This is a genomic window from Pseudomonas sp. GL_093 (genome assembly GCF_057837605.1).
Map to the genome: position 1 here is coordinate 6483239 of NZ_CM174448.1, position 17871 is coordinate 6501109.

The window sequence follows — 17871 nt, forward strand, 5'->3', positions numbered from 1 at the left end:
ACTTAACTCCAGAAAAATTCGTTGTGTTGTCGTGCTAGCCCTGTAGCAGCTGCCGAGCCTGCGAGGCTGCGTTGGGTTGCGAAGCAGCCCCCGAGGGCGGTCCTGCGGACCGCAACGCAGCCTCGTACCTCGGCAGCTGCTACAAGGGATCGTTGTTCAAAGTGGGCTTACTCGCCCCAGACGTCCTTCAGGACGCTCACCCAGTTCTCGCCCATGATCTTGCGGACCACGCGCTCGGAATGGCCGCGCTTGAGCAGGGTTTCGGTCAGGTTCGGGAACTCGCCGACGGTGCGGATGCCCAGCGGGTTGATGATCTTGCCGAAGCTGGTCAGGCGGCGGGCGTAGCCCTTGTCATGGGTCAGGTATTCAAAGAAGTCCTGGCCATGGCCCTGGGTGAAGTCGGTGCCGATACCGATGGCGTCTTCGCCGACGATGTTCATGGTGTATTCGATGGCTTCGGCGTAATCGTCGATGGTCGAATCGATGCCCTTGGCCAGGAATGGCGCAAACATGGTCACGCCGACGAAACCGCCGTGATCGGCGATGAACTTCAGTTCTTCATCGGATTTGTTGCGCGGGTGAATCTTCAGACCCGACGGCAGGCAATGGGAGTAGCAGACCGGCTTCTTGGATTCGAGGATGACTTCTTCGGAGGTTTTCGAACCTACGTGGGACAGGTCGCACATGACGCCGACGCGGTTCATCTCGGCGACGATTTCGCGACCGAAACCCGACAGGCCGCCATCACGCTCGTAGCAACCGGTGCCGACCAGGTTCTGGGTGTTGTAGCACATCTGCACGATACCGACGCCCAGCTGCTTGAACACCTCGACGTAGCCGATCTGGTCTTCAAAGGCGTGAGCATTCTGGAAGCCGAACAGGATGCCGGTCTTGCCCTGCTCCTTGGCCTTGCGGATATCGGCGGTGGTGCGCACTGGAATCACCAGGTCGCTGTTTTCGCGGATCAGCTTCTGGCTGGCGGCGATATTGTTCACAGTGGCCTGAAAGCCCTCCCACACCGACACGGTGCAGTTGGCCGCGGTCAGACCGCCCTTGCGCATGTCTTCGAACAGCTCACGGTTCCACTTGGCAATAATCAGACCGTCGATAACGATGCTGTCGGCGTGCAATTCGGCTGGGCTCATCAGGCTGTCCCCTATTAGCGATTCATGCGCCGAATCGTGTGCCGGCGCTTTGGGGCCAGCATATGCCTGAGGGAGGGTGCAGCCGGGTGCAAAAACGACAGGGGGTTTGCCGAAAGCGTCAATCCGCGACAAAGGGTCGTCGCCGGACGTCATGAGCCACCTGTTCAAGGGCCTGCGCATGGGCCAGAATTCGCGCCATTACTGGATGCTTTACTGAAATAAGGGGCGGCGGCGCAATGAAATCGATCTTCCTGGCTTTGGCACTGATAGCGACCGGCGTACACGCGGCGGAAGAGGCCGACGATAACCCCTGCGACAAAGTCGAAAACGAAGTCCAGACCCTGGAATGCTCGACCTTTAGCAAAAACACCGCCGAACAGCTGCTAAAAGACAACTATCAGGGCCTGACCGAGCGCATGCAGACGCTCTACGGCAAGAACCCGGCGCAACTGACCGACATCACCGCCAAGCTCAAAGCCGCACAACAGCAGTGGCTGAAGACCCGGGATGCGGATTGCGCGGTTGAGGCGTTTCCGGCGACGAGCGGTAGCAAGGCATTCACGATTGCGCAGAATGATTGCGTGGCGCGGATGAGTGATGAACGGTCGGAGTTTTTGGAGTCGATTGGGCAGGAGTAGAAACATACACATGGAGAATCATTTGATCCCACACGAAGTAGTCAGCCGCATCGTTGACGGTGCTCTACCCATCAGGGCCTGGCGCGAACATCTGAACCTTACACAGGATGAAGTGGCCAAACGCATGGGCATCTCCCAACCGGCCTTCGCCCAGCAGGAGACTGTTGCCAAGCCTCGCAAGGCGACCCGTGAGAAAATTGCCGCGGCTTTTGGCATCAACGCCGATCAGCTTGAGCTGTAAGCTGCACGCCATCAGCCAGTTAAGGAATTCAAATGAAAATCTGCGGCATCGAAATCAAAGGCAGCGAAGCCATCATCGCCGTGGCCTCCCTCGACGATCAGGTGCTGAGCCACGTCGCTCTAGCCACCAAGAAAATCGCCCTAGACGATGACGACGAAGCCGCCAACGTCAAAGTGTTTGCCGCTCAGGTGGCGTCGTTTGTGCGCGAGAACGCCATCGATCGGATCGCGATCAAGAAGCGCAGCAAGAAAGGTGAGTTCGCCGGTGGGCCGACCACGTTCAAGATCGAAGGTGTTTTCCAGTTACTGGAAAATTGCGAGGTCACGCTGCTGTCGCCACAGACGATTAATGCGCAGAACAAGAAATTCGACTTTGAACTGCCGGGGACGCTGAACAAGTATCAGCATGAAGCGTTTAAAGCGGCCTGCTCCGCCCTGATGAAGAAGTAAAAGCGAAACCGGATCAAAATGTGGGAGCGAGCCTGCTCGCGATAGCGGTCCGTCATTCAAGTTGATATTGACTGATCCACCGCTATCGCGAGCAGGCTCGCTCCCACAGGGGATCTTCTGTGTTCAGACCAGCTCCCGACCATCCCCCATCCGCCGCCGATCTTCCCGCGGACACCGCGCAAACCGCGCCCGATAGCTGCGAGTGAAATACGACGGCGATTCAAACCCGCACGCAATGCTCACTTCCAACACGCTCATATCCGTCTGCCGCAACAACTGCCGGGCTTTCTCCAGCCGCAAGCGCAGATAGAAATTGCTCGGCGTGTCGTTCAAATGCAGGCGAAACAATCGCTCCAACTGGCGCCGCGTCACCTTGATCGATTCGGCTAACTCAAGTGTGCTCAGCGGCGGTTCGCTGTGCTGCTCCATCTCCCCAATCACCTGCACCAGTTTCTTGTTGCTGATGCCATAACGCGTGGCGACTTCCATGCGCTGGTGGTCTTTGCGCGGGCGGATGCGGCCGAGTACGAATTGTTCGCTGACCTGGATCGCCAGTTCCGGGCCGTGGGCCTGGCTGATGAGGTCGAGCATCAGGTCGATGGAAGCGGTGCCGCCGGCGGAGGTAATGCGCCGACGGTCGATCTCGAACAGCTCCTGGGTGACGCTGAGCTGTGGATAGGATTCCTTGAACGCGTCGATGGCTTCCCAGTGCAGGGTCAAGCGGTGGCCGTCGAGCAGGCCGGCCTCGGCGAGGATGAAGCTGCCGGTGTCGATGGCACCGAGGGTCACGCCTTCGTTGTCCAGGCGGCGCAGCCAGTGTTCCAGCGCCGGGGTGGCGAATTTCAGCGGTTCGAAGCCGGCGACCACCAGCAGGGTTGCACCTTTCTTCAGCGGTTCCAGCGCCGCGTCGGCGTTGACCGACATGCCGTTGCTGGCCAGCACCGCCCCGCCGTCCGCACTGAGCACATGCCAGCGGTACAGCTCGCCACGAAAGCGATTGGCGACCCGCAGCGGCTCGATGGCCGAGATAAAACCGATGGCCGAGAAACCCGGCATCAACAAGAAGTAGAAATCCTGGGACATGGAGCGCACTCGATGGCAGGTAGCGAGAGGACGGGAAGCGTGTGGACGTTGATACGCCACTTGCCGGCGGCATTCAAGAGCGCAGGTCGCTGCAGTGCAAGAGCTGGTCGCCGCAGTGCGCTTTAGCGGGCCTTAAGCTGCGTAACTTGGCATCACCGGCGCACAAAGACGACCGGACCCACAATAACGAACTGCCGAGGAACCTGAGATGAAACGACTGATCAGCAGCTGTGTTCTTGCACTCAGCGGTACCGCTTTCCTGAGCGCCAGCGTCATGGCGGCCGAACCTGCTTCATGCCAGAACGTGCGCATGGGCGTTGTGAACTGGACCGACGTGATCGCCACCAGTGCCATGACCCAAGTCCTGCTTGATGGCCTCGGCTACAACACCAAACAAACCAGCGCTTCCCAGCAAATCATCTTCGCCGGGATCCGCGACCAGCGCCTGGACTTGTTCCTGGGCTACTGGAACCCGCTGATGACCCAGACCATCACGCCGTTCGTTTCGGCCAATCAGGTCAAGGTGCTTGAGGCGCCAAGCCTGAAAGATGCCCGCGCCACACTCGCCGTACCGACCTACCTCGCCGACAAGGGCCTGAAAACCTTTGCCGACATCGCCAAGTTTGAAAAGGAATTGGGCGGCAAAATCTACGGCATCGAGCCGGGCTCGGGCGCCAACACCCAGATCAAGGCGATGATCGCCAAGAACCAGTTCGGCCTCGGCAAGTTCCAGCTGGTCGAGTCCAGTGAGGCCGGCATGCTCGCGGCGGTGGATCGCGCCGTGCGACGCAAGGAGGCCGTGGTGTTCTTCGGCTGGGCGCCGCATCCGATGAACGTCAACGTGAAGATGACGTACCTCACCGGCAGCGACGATGCTCTGGGCCCGGACGAAGGCATGGCCACCGTCTGGACCGTCACCGCGCCGAAATACGCCGAGCAATGCCCGAACATCGGTCGTTTGCTGAGCAACCTGACCTACACCGCCGAAGACGAGAGCCGGATGATGCAGCCGCTGCTGGATCACAAGGACGCTTTCGAGTCGGCCAAGCAATGGCTGAAAGATCACCCGCAAGACAAGCAACGCTGGCTCGAAGGCGTGACCACCTTCGATGGCAAACCGGCGGCTGAAAACCTGCAACTGACCACCAAATAAACCCGATTGAACCACCGACTCGCAGCCCGACCGGGCTGCGAATCGACTAATCACGCCCGCCATTCCCATAAAGAACAGGAACCGCCTCATGAACCACGACGTCATCATCACCTGCGCACTCACCGGTGCTGGCGACACGACCAGCAAAAGCCCACACGTGCCGGTCACCCCGAAACAAATCGCCGCGGCCGCCGTGGAAGCGGCCAAGGCCGGCGCCACTGTCGTTCACTGCCACGTTCGTAACCCCGAAACCGGCAAATTCAGCCGTGATGTCGCGCTGTATCGCGAAGTGATGGAGCGCATCCGCGAGGCGGACGTCGACATCATCGTCAACCTCACCGCCGGCATGGGCGGCGACCTGGAAATCGGCGCGGGCGAGAACCCGATGGAGTTCGGGCCGAACACTGACCTGGTCGGCCCGCTGACCCGTCTGGCTCACGTTGAAGAACTGCTGCCGGAAATCTGCACCCTCGATTGCGGCACCCTGAACTTCGGCGACGGCGACACCATTTACGTGTCCACCCCGGCCCAGCTGCGCGCTGGCGCCAAACGCATTCAAGAGCTGGGCGTGAAGGCCGAGCTGGAAATCTTCGACACCGGTCACCTGTGGTTCGCCAAGCAGTTGATCAAGGAAGGATTGCTCGACGACCCGCTGTTCCAACTCTGCCTGGGCATCCCGTGGGGCGCGCCGGCCGACACCACCACCATGAAAGCCATGGTCGACAACCTGCCCGCCAATGCGGTCTGGGCCGGTTTCGGCATCGGTCGCATGCAAATGCCGATGGCTGCGCAAGCGGTATTGCTCGGCGGCAACGTGCGGGTCGGTCTGGAAGACAACATCTGGCTGGACAAGGGCGTACTGGCGACCAACGGCCAACTGGTCGAACGCGCCTCGGAAATCCTCAGCCGTCTCGGCGCCCGTGTTCTGACCCCGGCGGAAGGCCGGGCAAAAATGGGCCTGACCAAGCGCGGTTAATCGACCTTTTCAAATTCTGGAATTGCCATGACTTTTATCACTGAAATCAAAACCTTCGCAGCCCTGGGCAGCGGTGTCATCGGCAGCGGTTGGGTGTCCCGCGCCCTCGCCCACGGCCTCGACGTGGTGGCCTGGGACCCGGCGCCCGGTGCCGAAGCCGCGCTGCGCAAACGCGTCGCCAATGCCTGGGGCGCTTTGGAGAAACAGGGCCTGGCGCCGGGCGCATCGCAGGATCGGCTGCGCTTTGTCGCCACCATTGAAGAATGCGTTCGCGATGCGGATTTCATTCAGGAAAGCGCCCCTGAGCGTCTGGACCTGAAACTGGAACTGCACAGCAAAATCAGCGCGGCAGCCAAGCCCAATGCCTTGATCGGCTCCAGTACTTCCGGCCTGTTGCCGAGCGAGTTCTACGAGAGTTCGACACACCCGGAACGTTGCGTCGTCGGGCACCCGTTCAACCCGGTTTATCTGCTGCCGTTGGTGGAAGTGGTTGGCGGAAAAAACACCGCCCCGGAAGCCGTTCAAGCAGCAATGAAAGTCTATGAATCCTTGGGCATGCGTCCGCTGCATGTGCGCAAGGAAGTACCCGGTTTTATCGCCGACCGCTTGCTCGAAGCGCTGTGGCGTGAGGCGCTGCACCTGGTCAACGACGGTGTGGCGACCACCGGTGAAATCGACGATGCGATTCGCTTTGGCGCGGGTCTGCGCTGGTCGTTCATGGGCACATTCTTGACCTACACCCTCGCGGGTGGCGATGCGGGCATGCGGCACTTCATGGCGCAATTCGGACCAGCGTTGCAGTTGCCGTGGACGTATCTGCCGGCACCGGAGCTGACCGACAAGTTAATCGATGATGTGGTGGATGGCACCAGCGATCAGCTGGGCACGCACAGCATTTCGGCGCTGGAGCGCTATCGTGATGATTGCTTGCTGGCGGTGCTGGAAGCGGTGAAAACCACCAAAGAGAAGCATGGGATGGCCTTCAGCGAATAATGAGTCAACAGGGCCGGCCCCATCGCGAGCAGGCTCGCTCCCACACTAGATCTGCGTCGTTCACAGAACCAATGTGGGAGCGAGCTTGCTCGCGATGAGGCCATCCAGTCACCACGCCATTTGGATCCCTCACCATGCCCACCCTCACCACCTACCAAACCAAAATCATCCCCGACTGGGTCGACTACAACGGCCACCTGCGCGACGCCTTCTACCTGCTCATCTTCAGCTACGCCACCGACGCGCTGATGGATCGTCTGGGGATGGACAGCAACAACCGCGAAGCCAGCGGCAACTCGCTGTTCACCCTCGAACTGCACCTCAATTACCTGCACGAAGTGAAGCTCGACGCCGACGTCGAAGTGCACACCCAAATCATCGCTCACGACCAAAAACGCCTGCACCTCTATCACAGCCTGCATTGGGTAGGCGATGACAAGGAGCTGGCAGGCAACGAGCAAATGCTGCTGCACGTCGACCTCGCCGGGCCGCGCTCTGCACCGTTCAGCGAAGACACCTTGAGCAAGCTGCAAGCCATCGTCGCCGAGCAAACCGACCTTCCCGCCCCCGACTACATTGGCCGAGTGATCGCGTTACCCCCTAAAAAATAACAAGGAGATCGCCATTGAACACCGCCGCCGCTTTTGCCGACTTCCGTACCTACCCGTTGATCAGCGCGTTGACCGCCGTACACACCCTGGCGGACCGAATTCAAGTGAAGTGGGCCGATGACCGTGTCAGCCCTTTTCATCATCAGTGGCTGCGGGACAACTGCCCGTGCCCGCTGTGCGTCTACACCGTCACCCGCGAGCAAGTGCTGGAAATCGTCGACGTCGCCGACAACCTGAAGCCCTCGGACGTCAGCATTGATGCCGAAGGCTGCCTGCGTGTCGACTGGCAGGACGGTCATCTCAGCCGCTTCGATCCTGGCTGGTTACGGGCTCACGCCTACGATGACCAGTCCCGCGCCGAACGCCGGGCCGCCAAGCCCAAAAGCCAGCTCTGGAACAGTAACCTGAAGCTGCCGGTATTCGACTACCAGGCGTTGATGGACGACAACGACGCCTTGCTGCAATGGCTGCTGGCCGTGCGCGATCTCGGCCTGACTCAGGTCCGCGGTGTGTCCACCGAGCCGGGCTCGTTGAAGCTGATTGCCCAGCGGATTTCCTTCATCCGCGAGAGCAATTTTGGCGTGCTGTTCAACGTGCAATCCAAGGCCGATGCAGACAGCAACGCCTACACCGCGTTCAACCTGCCGCTGCACAGCGACCTGCCGACCCGGGAGTTGCAACCGGGGCTGCAATTTCTGCATTGCCTGGTGAATGACGCCGAGGGTGGGGAGAGTATTTTCGTCGACGGTTTTGCCATTGCCGAAGCCTTGCGCGATGAAGATCCCGAGGCGTTCAAAAGCCTTTGCGAAATCCCTGTGGAGTTCCGCAACAAAGACCGCCACAGCGACTACCGCCGTCTCGCGCCGATCATCGCGCTGGATGCCTTTGGGCAGGTTTCGGAAATCCGCATGGCGAACTTTCTGCGCGGTCCGTTCGATGCATCGGTCGAGCAGATGCCCGCTCTCTATCACGCCTACCGCCGCTTCATTGCGATGACCCGGGAAACGCGATTCCGCGTGATGACGCGGTTAAGCCCCGGCGAAATGTGGTGTTTCGACAACCGCCGCACCCTCCACGCCCGCAACGCTTTCGACCCCGCCACTGGCGCCCGGCATTTTCAGGGTTGCTATGTCGACCGTGATGAATTGTTGTCGCGCATCCTCGTTTTACAGCGTTAAACCGCGTCATCGTTCATCGCGAGCAAGCTCGCTCCCACATTGGTTTTGCGTCATGCACAAATCAACTGTGGGAGCGAGCTTGCTCGCGATGGCGCCAGTGCATACACCATATCTCCCTGATTCACAGGCAAAAAAAACCCCGATCAAGCCGTGACAGGATCGGGGCAGAGGTGGGTACTGTTGAGGAGCCGTTGCGCGAGGGTGACCAAACCTTCGTGAAGCCAGCTGACCCCAGTGTGCCCACTCTCCTTCTGCGCAAGTTAGCCGAAAACGACCTGTTCATAGGTATTGCGGCCATTGCGACAAATCGTCCTTGCCGCCACTCCGTACCCCTACGAGAATCGATCCACGACACCGTTCCCTGAAGAAGGATTGCGTCATGATGTACGCCGATTTGATTGACCAGGAAGACCTGTTGGGCCAGCTCAAGGCGTTAGGATTTGCGGTGCCCCCTGGTGCAACCGCTGAGCAGGCCTGCGAATGCGCGGTACGAGGTTTGAACAACGAACGGGCAACGGAACTGCGGACCATGGTCAAGCAGATGTACACCAGCAGCGCGACCATCCTGCCGGCCGTGCGCCAGGCCATCGACAGGCAATTGCTGCCCGCGTTGGCGGAGTATCAGCAGAGCCGTAGCGCCTGATAAACCGCCTTCGCGAGCAGGCTCGCTCCCACAGTTGACCGACTCCTCTCGGAGGAACGCGATCTAATGTGGGAGCGAGCCTGCTCGCGAATGAAGGCGCCTCGGTTTAGAGCCTTACGCTGGCAAACGTCGACTCATTGCGCGCCTGACTCAACGCCGACAACGGCCCGGACAACGGCGACAGCACCAGTGCTTGCGGCAGCGGCATCATCGCTACTTGTTGCGTGGTGTTGGAGCCTACGCGCTCGTCACGCGGCGGAATGCCGAAGTATTCGCGGTAGCACTTGGAGAAGTGCGGCGTAGACACGAAGCCACACACCGACGCCACTTCGATGATCGACATCGGCGTTTGCTTGAGCAGCTGCCGGGCGCGAATCAGGCGCAGTTTCAGGTAATAACGCGACGGCGAGCAGTGCAGGTATTTCTGGAACAGCCGCTCCAGCTGACGACGCGACACGGCGACATACACCGCCAGCTCGTCGAGGTCGATCGGCTCTTCCAGGTTGGCCTCCATCAGCGCGACGATTTCCTGCAACTTCGGCTGGTTGGTGCCGAGCATGTGCTTGAGCGGCACACGCTGGTGATCCTGCTCGTTGCGAATACGCTCGTAGACAAACATCTCCGAAATCGCGGCCGACAGTTCACGGCCATGATCGCGGCTGATCAGGTGCAGCATCATGTCCAGCGGCGCGGTGCCGCCGGAGCTGGTGAAACGGTTACGGTCGAGGGTGAACAGACGGGTACTCATGGCCACACGCGGGAAAGCTTCCTGCATCGAGGCCAGGCATTCCCAGTGCACGCTGCAATCGAAACCATCCAGCAGGCCGGCGCACGCCAGGGCCCAGCTGCCGGTGCAGACCGCACCGAGACGGCGCGACTGACGCGCCTGGCTTTGCAGCCACGAAACGTGTTCACGGGTAACAGTGCGCTGGATGCCGATACCGCCGCAGACAATGATGGTGTCCAGGGCGGGTGCTTTGTGCATGGAGCAGTCGGGAGTGATCTGCAGGCCATCACTGGCCCAGACCTGACCGCCATCGACTGTGATCGTGGTCCAGCGATACAGCTCACGACCGGACAACTGGTTGGCCATGCGCAGGGGTTCTACTGCGGAGGCCAGAGAAATAAGCGTGAAATTGTCCAGCAGCAAAAAGCCGATGGATTGAGGCGCACGGTTCTGGGGTTGGGCCCCGGAGTTGAACGTCGTCATCGCGGTATCTCCTCACACAAAGCGGGTGATGGCCTCAGGCGGAGGCTCTTGTTATTGCCATCGTTCTCGCGTGGGAGACGGGCTTTGTAATGACAGAGCAAATGCCATGCCTAAAGTTGAATGGCCGTTCAATAACTCCTGAAAACGACGTCGTGATGTGTCTAAATATGACTCGCAGAGACAGGAGGTTATAAGTGCCATTATCGGCGGGAGGCGCTCTGCCCCGTTGGGCGTGAGCAAATCGGTAGCACTTGTGGGAACAGGGCTACAGCGACCTGGTGAAGAGTGTCACCGCAAGCACAGGTGACAGGCGGTAATGGCCAACCTGGATCCGTGATCCAGGTGAAGCCGCTTGTCTGTAAGCGACGCGCCAAAACGTGGCGCGTTTTGAATCGAGTGTTCACTTTGCGCGCAGTTTTGACTGGTCTGACGCCTTCGCGAGCAAGCCCGCTCCCACAGTTGACCGCACTCCCTGTGGGAGCGAGCCTGCTCGCGAAGGGGGCGCTACGGTCTCAGCACTCAACCGCGCTAACCGCCAACCCACCGCGCGATGTCTCTTTATATTTGTCATGCATATCCGCGCCGGTATCACGCATCGTGCGGATCACCCGATCCAGCGAGATAAAGTGCTGACCGTCGCCACGCAGCGCCATCTGCGCCGCGTTGATCGCCTTCACCGCGGCAATCGCATTGCGCTCGATGCACGGCACTTGCACCAACCCGCCCACCGGGTCGCAGGTCAGGCCGAGGTTGTGCTCCAGACCGATTTCCGCCGCGTTACACAGCTGTTCCGGTGTCGCCCCCAGAATCTCCGCCAGCCCGGCCGCCGCCATGGCGCAAGCCGAACCGACTTCGCCCTGGCAACCGACTTCGGCACCGGAAATCGAAGCGTTCTTCTTGCACAGAATCCCTACCGCCGCCGCACTGAGGAAATAGTCGACCACGTTGGCGTCGGTCACCACTTCGCTGAACTTCATAAAGTAGTGCAACACCGCCGGAATGATCCCCGCCGCGCCATTGGTCGGTGCCGTGACCATGCGCCCGCCAGCGGCGTTTTCTTCGTTGACCGCCAGGGCGAACAGGTTGACCCACTCCATGGCGCTCAAGGTCGAGCCGATCACATTGGGCTTGTTCAGTTCTTGAAGGCTGCGGTGCAGTTTGGCCGCGCGACGACGCACATTCAGGCCGCCGGGCAAGATGCCTTCGTGCTTGAGGCCTTGCTCCACGCAATCCTGCATGGCGCGCCAAAGTGTCATCAGGCCGGCGCGGATTTCCTCTTCGCTGCGCCAGACCTTCTCGTTGGCCATCATCAACTCTGCAACGCGCAGGTTGTGCTGCTTGCAGAGGCTAAGCAGTTCGGCGGCGCTGGAGAAATCGTACGGCAGCACGGTGCGGTCCAGATCGACCACGCCGCTGGAAGCCTGTGCCTCATCAACGACAAAACCACCGCCGATGGAATAGTAGGTGTCGCGATGCAGCTCGCCGTCATCACCTTCGACGATCAGCGTCATGGCGTTGGGGTGGAACGGCAGGTTCTCGTCGATCAGGCGCATGTCCCGGGCCCAGATGAACGGGACCGACAAGCGACCGTCGAGCAACAGCGTGTGGGTTTCGCGCAGGGTTTCGATGCGGATGCCGATTTGCGACGGATCGATCGCGTCCGGCCACTCGCCCATCAGGCCCATGATCACCGCGTTGTCGCTGCCGTGACCGATGCCGGTGGCCGATAACGAACCATAAAGCTGAACTTCGACGCGCCGTACTTGTTCCAAAAGACCCCGCTCACGCAAACCTTGCACGAACAACGCCGCGGCGCGCATAGGCCCCACGGTGTGCGAACTGGAAGGGCCGATGCCGATTTTGAACAGGTCGAAAACACTGATAGCCATTACTGCCGAACTCCTGGATGTGCCAACTCCAGACGCAAAAGCGCCCAGTGACGGAGCTGCTACGCTCAAGCTGCAATCCGCCGAGATGGCCGCATCATCAGGCTTTTGTCATGTCGCTCGACGTCTCACACCGACGCACTCATGCCCACCAACGCCGCGAGGCTTTGACGCTGCGTTTTCGCCGTTTTTTTGCGGATCAGAGGGTCAAAAGGGGCTGAAAAAAGCTGTAAACGACGTCACCGACACTGGATGCGACCATCCCTGTACTGGTTACGACGCCCCCTGTAGGCGTCAGATTTTCACTGGTACATGATCGTATCGACTCGATTGCAAGGCGCCGTGGTAGAGCTGTCTCCAAAACGCCATCCAACCGCAACCTATAAGTGCGGTGGTCCAGTCGGAACACTGCCAAAAAAAACACCAAGGAGTCCATCCATGAAAGGTTCCCCGTCGTTGTTGTTGGCCGCCATGCTGAGTCTGCCGTTTCTGGCTCAAGCCGCAGAACCGGCTCAATGCAGCACCGTAAACTTCTCCGATGTCGGCTGGACCGACATCACCGCAACGACCGCCACCACCAGCGTCGTCCTCAACGCCCTCGGCTACAAGACCAAAACCACGATGATTTCCGTACCGGTGACCTACAAGTCCCTGGCCGACGGCAAGAACATGGACATATTCCTGGGCAACTGGATGCCGACCATGGAAAACGACATCAAGGCTTATCGCGATGCCGGCACCGTGGACGTCGTGCGCACCAACCTCACAGGCGCCAAGTACACCCTCGCCGTACCTCAAGCGCTGTATGACAAAGGTCTTCACGACTTCTCTGATATTCCGAAATTCAAGAAAGAACTCGACGGCAAGATCTACGGCATCGAACCGGGTAACGATGGCAACCGTCTGATTCAGAGTATGATCGACAAGAACGCCTTCGGCTTGAAAGACGCCGGATTCAAGATCGTCGAGTCCAGCGAAGCGGGCATGCTGTCGCAAGTCGACCGCGCCCAGAAACGCGACACCGCCGTGGTGTTCCTGGGCTGGGCGCCGCACCCGATGAACAAACGCTTCAAGATCCAATATCTCACGGGTGGTGACGATTTCTTCGGCCCAGACTTCGGTGCCGCCACCGTGGCGACCAACACCCGCAAGGGTTATGTCCAGGAATGCGGCAACGTCGGTCAGCTGCTGAAAAACCTGGAGTTCACCGTCGACATGGAAAGCTCGCTGATGGGCAACATCCTGGACGACAAAATGAAGCCTGACGCGGCCGCCAAGGCCTGGCTGAAAAAGAATCCACAGGTCCTCGATACCTGGCTCGCTGGCGTGACCACCATTGACGGTAAACCAGGCCTGGAGGCCGTGAAAGCCAAGCTCGCGCAGTAATCGCTTACGCCGGGCGAGTTCGCTCGCCCGGGCTGTTTATTTCCTTGCATGCGGACGTTCACTACCATGCTGATTGATCAGAAAATACCTTTAGGCCAGTACATCGCGGGCTTCGTTGAATGGTTGACGCAACACGGCGCCAGCACCTTCGACGCAATCGCCGTGTCACTGGAAACGATGATCCACGGTGTGACTTTTGCGCTGACCTGGTTCAACCCGCTGGCATTGATCGGCCTCATCGCGCTACTGGCACACTTCATTCAACGAAAATGGGGCCTGACCGTTTTTGTCATCGCCTCCTTCCTGCTGATCCTCAATCTGGGGTACTGGCAGGAAACCATGGAAACCCTCGCACAGGTGCTGTTTGCCACCTTCGTCTGCGTGATCATCGGCGTGCCGTTGGGCATCGTCGCCGCGCATAAACCGATGTTCTACACACTGATGCGTCCGGTGCTCGATCTGATGCAGACCGTACCGACTTTCGTGTACCTCATTCCTACCCTGACCCTCTTCGGTCTGGGTGTGGTCCCGGGTCTGATCTCTACGGTGGTGTTCGCGATTGCCGCGCCTATCCGCCTGACTTACCTGGGTATTCGCGATGTCCCGGAAGAATTGATGGACGCTGGCAAGGCCTTTGGCTGCTCGCGACGTCAGCTGCTCTCGCGAATCGAACTGCCCCACGCCATGCCAAGCATCGCGGCCGGTATCACCCAGTGCATCATGCTGTCGTTGTCGATGGTGGTGATCGCGGCACTGGTGGGCGCCGATGGCCTGGGCAAACCCGTGGTCAACGCACTGAACACTGCTGATATCGCCCTGGGCTTCGAAGCAGGCCTGGCGATCGTACTGCTGGCGATCATGCTCGACCGTATCTGCAAACAACCCGAAGCCAAAGTAGGGGGTGACGCATGAGCATTATTCGCTTCGAAAACGTCGACGTAATCTTCTCCAAGGATCCACGCGAGGCGCTCAAGCTGCTGGATCAAGGCATGACCCGTAACGAGATCCTGAAAAAGACCGGGCAGATCGTTGGGGTCGAAAAGGCCAGCCTGGACGTCGAAAAAGGTGAAATCTGCGTACTGATGGGCCTGTCCGGCTCCGGCAAGTCCAGCTTGCTGCGCTGCATCAACGGCCTCAACACCGTCAGCCGCGGCAAACTGTTCGTCGAGCACGAAGGCAAGCAGATCGACATCGCTTCCTGCACCCCGGCGGAACTGAAAATGATGCGCACCAAGCGCATTGCGATGGTGTTCCAGAAGTTTGCCCTGATGCCTTGGTTGACGGTGCGCGAGAACATCAGTTTCGGTCTGGAAATGCAGGGTCGCCCTGAGAAAGAACGCCGCAAACTGGTGGATGACAAGCTTGAGCTGGTGGGCCTGACCCAATGGCGCAACAAGAAACCCAACGAGCTGTCCGGTGGTATGCAACAACGCGTGGGCCTGGCCCGTGCCCTGGCGATGGACGCCGACATCCTGCTGATGGATGAACCGTTCTCGGCACTCGACCCGCTGATCCGCCAAGGTCTGCAAGACGAACTGCTGGAACTGCAAAGCAAGCTGAACAAAACCATCGTGTTCGTGAGCCACGACCTCGATGAAGCCCTGAAGCTCGGCAGCCGTATCGCAATCATGAAAGATGGCCGCATTGTTCAGTACAGCGTGCCGGAAGAGATCGTGTTGAACCCTGCGGACGATTACGTGCGGACCTTCGTTGCCCACACCAACCCGCTGAACGTTCTCTGCGGTCGCAGCCTGATGCGCACCCTGGACAACTGCAAACGCATCAACGGTTCGGTATGCCTCGATCCGGGCGGCGATTCCTGGCTGGACCTGGCCGAAGGCAACACCATCAAAGGCGCACGCCAGAATGGCGCGAGCCTGGACCTGCAGAACTGGATCCCAGGGCAAGCGGTTGAAGGCTTGGGTCGTCGGCCAACACTGGTGGATTCGAACATCGGCATGCGCGACGCGCTGCAGATTCGATATCAGACGGGTAACAAGCTGGTGCTGCACGACAACAACAAAGTTGTCGGGATCCTCGGTGACAGTGAGCTGTATCACGCACTGCTCGGCAAGAACCTGGGGTAAGGCAACACACACAAAAACGCCGCGAGAGGATCGCGGCGTTTTTGTTTATAGCGATATCGGGTCAAGCAGCTTTACGGCTGATGACCCCTTCGCGAGCAGGCTCGCTCCCACAGGGGTATGCATTCCAATGTGGGAGCGAGCCTGCTCGCGAATGAAGGCGGCGCGGTGGTTCAGACTGAAACACCAAGCCTGTTCAACACTCAGCTATAGACACGGCCAAGGAGCTGCCGATGGCTTTCAAACTGATCGAGCACGTCACGGGTGATCTGATCCGAAGTGAAGCCCATCAAGTCGTAGTCCTGGCTGCCGTTGTGCAGGTACACCTCGGCGCGGTAGTAACGTGCACGCGGTTCATCAGCACTTTCAGCCGAAACCATGTCGCTCGCCGCTGCCAGATAGCCGTCCAGGCTTACTTCGTAGACAAAAGGGTTGCCCTCTTCCATCTCGATCCGCAGGCCCATGCAGCGTTTCGACTTGCCCAGCAACGTCTGCACATCCAGACCCTGAGCACGCAATTGCACAGCCGCATCTTCCAGCGCCGGGCTGACCTGCTTGTCCATGAAACGCTGAACAATCGACTGGTTCGGCTGCAAGTCCAGCTGCGTCAAACGCTCGCTGAAACCACGACGACCACGCGCTGCGAGCTCCGCTTGCTCCTGTTCGATCTGCACGTCCTGGCGCATCGCCTTATGCAGGCCAAACATGAAGAACACCAGCACCACCGAGAACGGCAGACCGGCCAGCACCACCATGGTTTGCATGGCTTCGAAGTTACCGGCGAACAGCAGGCCGATGGTCACCAGCGTGATCACCGCCGACCAGAAGATCCGCAGCCAGTGCGGGGCGTCTTCGTCGACGTTACCGCCCTTGCAGGAAAGGTTGGCCATCATCACCGCGCCGGAATCCGCCGGGGTCAGGAACAGCACGAAACCGACAAATATCGACACGCCGATCACGATTTTCGACGCTGGGTAGTGCTCAAGCAGTTGGTAAATCGCCATCGACGGCTGTTCGAGCGCCGTCTTCCCGAGCTCCACCGCCCCATGGTTCATCACCAGGTCGAGGGCCGAGTTACCGAAGATCGACAGCCACGCCAGAGTGAAACCCAGCGGAATCAGCAGCACGCCGGCCACCAGCTCACGCACCGTGCGACCGCGGGAAATACGCGCGATGAACATACCCACGAATGGGGCCCAGGAAATCCACCAGGCCCAGTAGAACAGGGTCCACAGGCCCAACCAGCGGTCAGACTTCTCACTGTCGCCTTCGTACACATAGAGGTCGAAGGTCTTCAGCACCACGCCGTTCAGGTAGTCGCCGACGTTTTGCACGAAGCCGTTGAGCAGGTGCAGGGTCGGGCCGAACAGCAGCACGAAAATCAGCAGGCCGCTGAACAGCACGATGTTCAGGTTGGACAGACGGCGAATGCCGTTTTCCACGCCGGACACGGCAGCGATGGTCGCCACGGTGCTCATCACGATGATCACGATCAGCAGGTTGGTGTTGCTGTGTTCCATGCCGAACAGGTTTTCCAGCCCCGACGACACTTGCAGCGAACCAATCCCCAGGTTCGTCACCAGACCCAGCAGGGTCACGAACATGCCGAAGCCGTCTACCGCATGACCGGCGGCGCCTTTGACCCAACGCTCGCCGACCAGCGGATACAGCGCCGAACGCAACGCCAGCGGCTGGTTATGACGGTAAGCAAAGTAAGCAACGGCCAGGCCGACCAATGCGTAGATCGCCCAGCCATGCAGGCCCCAGTGCAGGAACGTCAGCTGAACGGCCTGACGGGCGGCCATGTTGCTGGCAGCCACGCCTTCCGGCGGATTGAAGTAGTGGTCCAGCGGCTCCGAAGCACCGAAGTACAGCAGCGAGATGCCGATACCCGACGAGAACAACATCCCCGCCCAGGCGCCGTAGCTGAAGTCCGGGGTGTCGTCCTTGCTGCCCAGTTTGAGCTTGCCGTAGGACGAAAACGCCAGGCCGACCACGAAGACCAGGTAGGCGGCGATCACCACCATGTAGTACCAGCCGAAGCTGCGGGACAACCAGGCCTGGGCAATACCGAGCAATCTGCCAGCCTCTTGCGGGGCGATGATCAGAATGGCGGTCAACAACAGGATCAACGCGGTAGAGGTGTAGAACACCCAACCGTTGACCGTCACCTTCTCGGGTGGGGTCTTTATTAG

At 59.7% G+C, this 17871-nt stretch carries 16 protein-coding genes and 1 pseudogene; 12 read left to right on the plus strand and 5 right to left on the minus strand.

Annotated features, from left to right (window positions below; all coding sequences use genetic code 11):
- Positions 1 to 167: 167 nt before the first annotated feature.
- Positions 168 to 1145: a dipeptidase gene (locus tag AC3IUE_RS29970; protein WP_128874053.1), complete on the minus strand. Its 978-nt coding sequence runs from the start codon at positions 1143 to 1145 to the stop codon at positions 168 to 170.
- A gap of 236 nt (positions 1146 to 1381) precedes the next feature.
- Here AC3IUE_RS29970 and AC3IUE_RS29975 point away from each other — a divergent pair, with 236 nt between their 5' ends.
- From AC3IUE_RS29975 to AC3IUE_RS29985, 3 genes and pseudogenes are all read left to right on the plus strand, one after another.
- Positions 1382 to 1783 (plus strand): lysozyme inhibitor LprI family protein, encoded by a 402-nt coding sequence (locus tag AC3IUE_RS29975; RefSeq protein ID WP_046045304.1) that lies wholly within the window; start codon positions 1382 to 1384, stop codon positions 1781 to 1783.
- 10 nt (positions 1784 to 1793) lie between these two features.
- Positions 1794 to 2024: pseudogene (locus AC3IUE_RS29980) on the plus strand (helix-turn-helix domain-containing protein); the annotation flags it as partial.
- A 32-nt stretch (positions 2025 to 2056) separates the two neighbouring features.
- Positions 2057 to 2473, plus strand: coding sequence for a DUF3010 family protein (locus AC3IUE_RS29985; RefSeq protein ID WP_489264500.1), 417 nt, complete (start codon positions 2057 to 2059; stop codon positions 2471 to 2473).
- A gap of 123 nt (positions 2474 to 2596) precedes the next feature.
- On the opposite strand, the gene AC3IUE_RS29990 is transcribed toward AC3IUE_RS29985, so the two are convergent.
- Positions 2597 to 3556, minus strand: coding sequence for a GlxA family transcriptional regulator (locus tag AC3IUE_RS29990; RefSeq protein ID WP_489264501.1), 960 nt, complete (start codon positions 3554 to 3556; stop codon positions 2597 to 2599).
- Between the two features lie 208 nt (positions 3557 to 3764).
- Here AC3IUE_RS29990 and choX point away from each other — a divergent pair, with 208 nt between their 5' ends.
- The 6 genes from choX (at position 3765) to AC3IUE_RS30020 (ending at position 9110) form a co-directional block, all read left to right on the plus strand.
- Positions 3765 to 4709, plus strand: a complete 945-nt coding sequence (choX, locus tag AC3IUE_RS29995) for a choline ABC transporter substrate-binding protein (protein ID WP_462000063.1) — start codon at positions 3765 to 3767, stop codon at positions 4707 to 4709.
- A gap of 88 nt (positions 4710 to 4797) precedes the next feature.
- Positions 4798 to 5685: a 3-dehydrocarnitine:acetyl-CoA trimethylamine transferase CdhC gene (cdhC, locus tag AC3IUE_RS30000; protein WP_017341199.1), complete on the plus strand. Its 888-nt coding sequence runs from the start codon at positions 4798 to 4800 to the stop codon at positions 5683 to 5685.
- Between the two features lie 27 nt (positions 5686 to 5712).
- A complete protein-coding gene (locus tag AC3IUE_RS30005) occupies positions 5713 to 6678 on the plus strand; it encodes an L-carnitine dehydrogenase (RefSeq protein ID WP_338920995.1) in 966 nt (321 codons plus the stop codon).
- A 134-nt stretch (positions 6679 to 6812) separates the two neighbouring features.
- The gene (locus tag AC3IUE_RS30010; protein WP_489264502.1) at positions 6813 to 7289 is read left to right on the plus strand and encodes a thioesterase family protein; all 477 of its coding nucleotides are present in this window, start codon (positions 6813 to 6815) and stop codon (positions 7287 to 7289) included.
- Between the two features lie 14 nt (positions 7290 to 7303).
- Positions 7304 to 8467 carry a gamma-butyrobetaine dioxygenase gene (locus AC3IUE_RS30015; protein ID WP_489264503.1) on the plus strand — a complete coding sequence of 388 codons (1164 nt, stop codon included), beginning with the start codon at positions 7304 to 7306 and terminating at the stop codon, positions 8465 to 8467.
- 379 nt (positions 8468 to 8846) lie between these two features.
- Complete coding sequence (locus AC3IUE_RS30020; protein WP_149416450.1) at positions 8847 to 9110, plus strand: hypothetical protein; 264 nt, start codon at positions 8847 to 8849, stop codon at positions 9108 to 9110.
- Positions 9111 to 9216: 106 nt separating this feature from the next.
- On the opposite strand, the gene gbdR is transcribed toward AC3IUE_RS30020, so the two are convergent.
- The gene (gbdR, locus tag AC3IUE_RS30025) at positions 9217 to 10320 is read right to left on the minus strand and encodes a choline metabolism transcriptional regulator GbdR (RefSeq protein ID WP_046029844.1); all 1104 of its coding nucleotides are present in this window, start codon (positions 10318 to 10320) and stop codon (positions 9217 to 9219) included.
- Positions 10321 to 10832: 512 nt separating this feature from the next.
- Positions 10833 to 12209, minus strand: coding sequence for an L-serine ammonia-lyase (locus AC3IUE_RS30030; protein ID WP_046052442.1), 1377 nt, complete (start codon positions 12207 to 12209; stop codon positions 10833 to 10835).
- Positions 12210 to 12644: 435 nt separating this feature from the next.
- Here AC3IUE_RS30030 and AC3IUE_RS30035 point away from each other — a divergent pair, with 435 nt between their 5' ends.
- The 3 genes from AC3IUE_RS30035 to choV all read left to right on the plus strand — a co-directional run bounded on the left by AC3IUE_RS30035 (position 12645) and on the right by choV (position 15679).
- Entirely contained in the window at positions 12645 to 13592 is a 948-nt protein-coding gene (locus AC3IUE_RS30035) for a choline ABC transporter substrate-binding protein (protein ID WP_056739060.1), read from the plus strand.
- A 66-nt stretch (positions 13593 to 13658) separates the two neighbouring features.
- Positions 13659 to 14504 (plus strand): choline ABC transporter permease subunit, encoded by an 846-nt coding sequence (gene choW, locus AC3IUE_RS30040; protein ID WP_046045293.1) that lies wholly within the window; start codon positions 13659 to 13661, stop codon positions 14502 to 14504.
- Positions 14501 to 15679 (plus strand): choline ABC transporter ATP-binding protein, encoded by a 1179-nt coding sequence (gene choV / locus AC3IUE_RS30045; RefSeq protein WP_056739058.1) that lies wholly within the window; start codon positions 14501 to 14503, stop codon positions 15677 to 15679. Before choW ends, choV begins: the two co-directional genes overlap by 4 nt.
- Positions 15680 to 15879: 200 nt before the next feature.
- Here choV and AC3IUE_RS30050 read toward each other — a convergent pair whose 3' ends face one another.
- Positions 15880 to 17829 carry a BCCT family transporter gene (locus AC3IUE_RS30050; protein ID WP_489268990.1) on the minus strand — a complete coding sequence of 650 codons (1950 nt, stop codon included), beginning with the start codon at positions 17827 to 17829 and terminating at the stop codon, positions 15880 to 15882.
- Between the last annotated feature and the right edge of the window lie 42 nt (positions 17830 to 17871).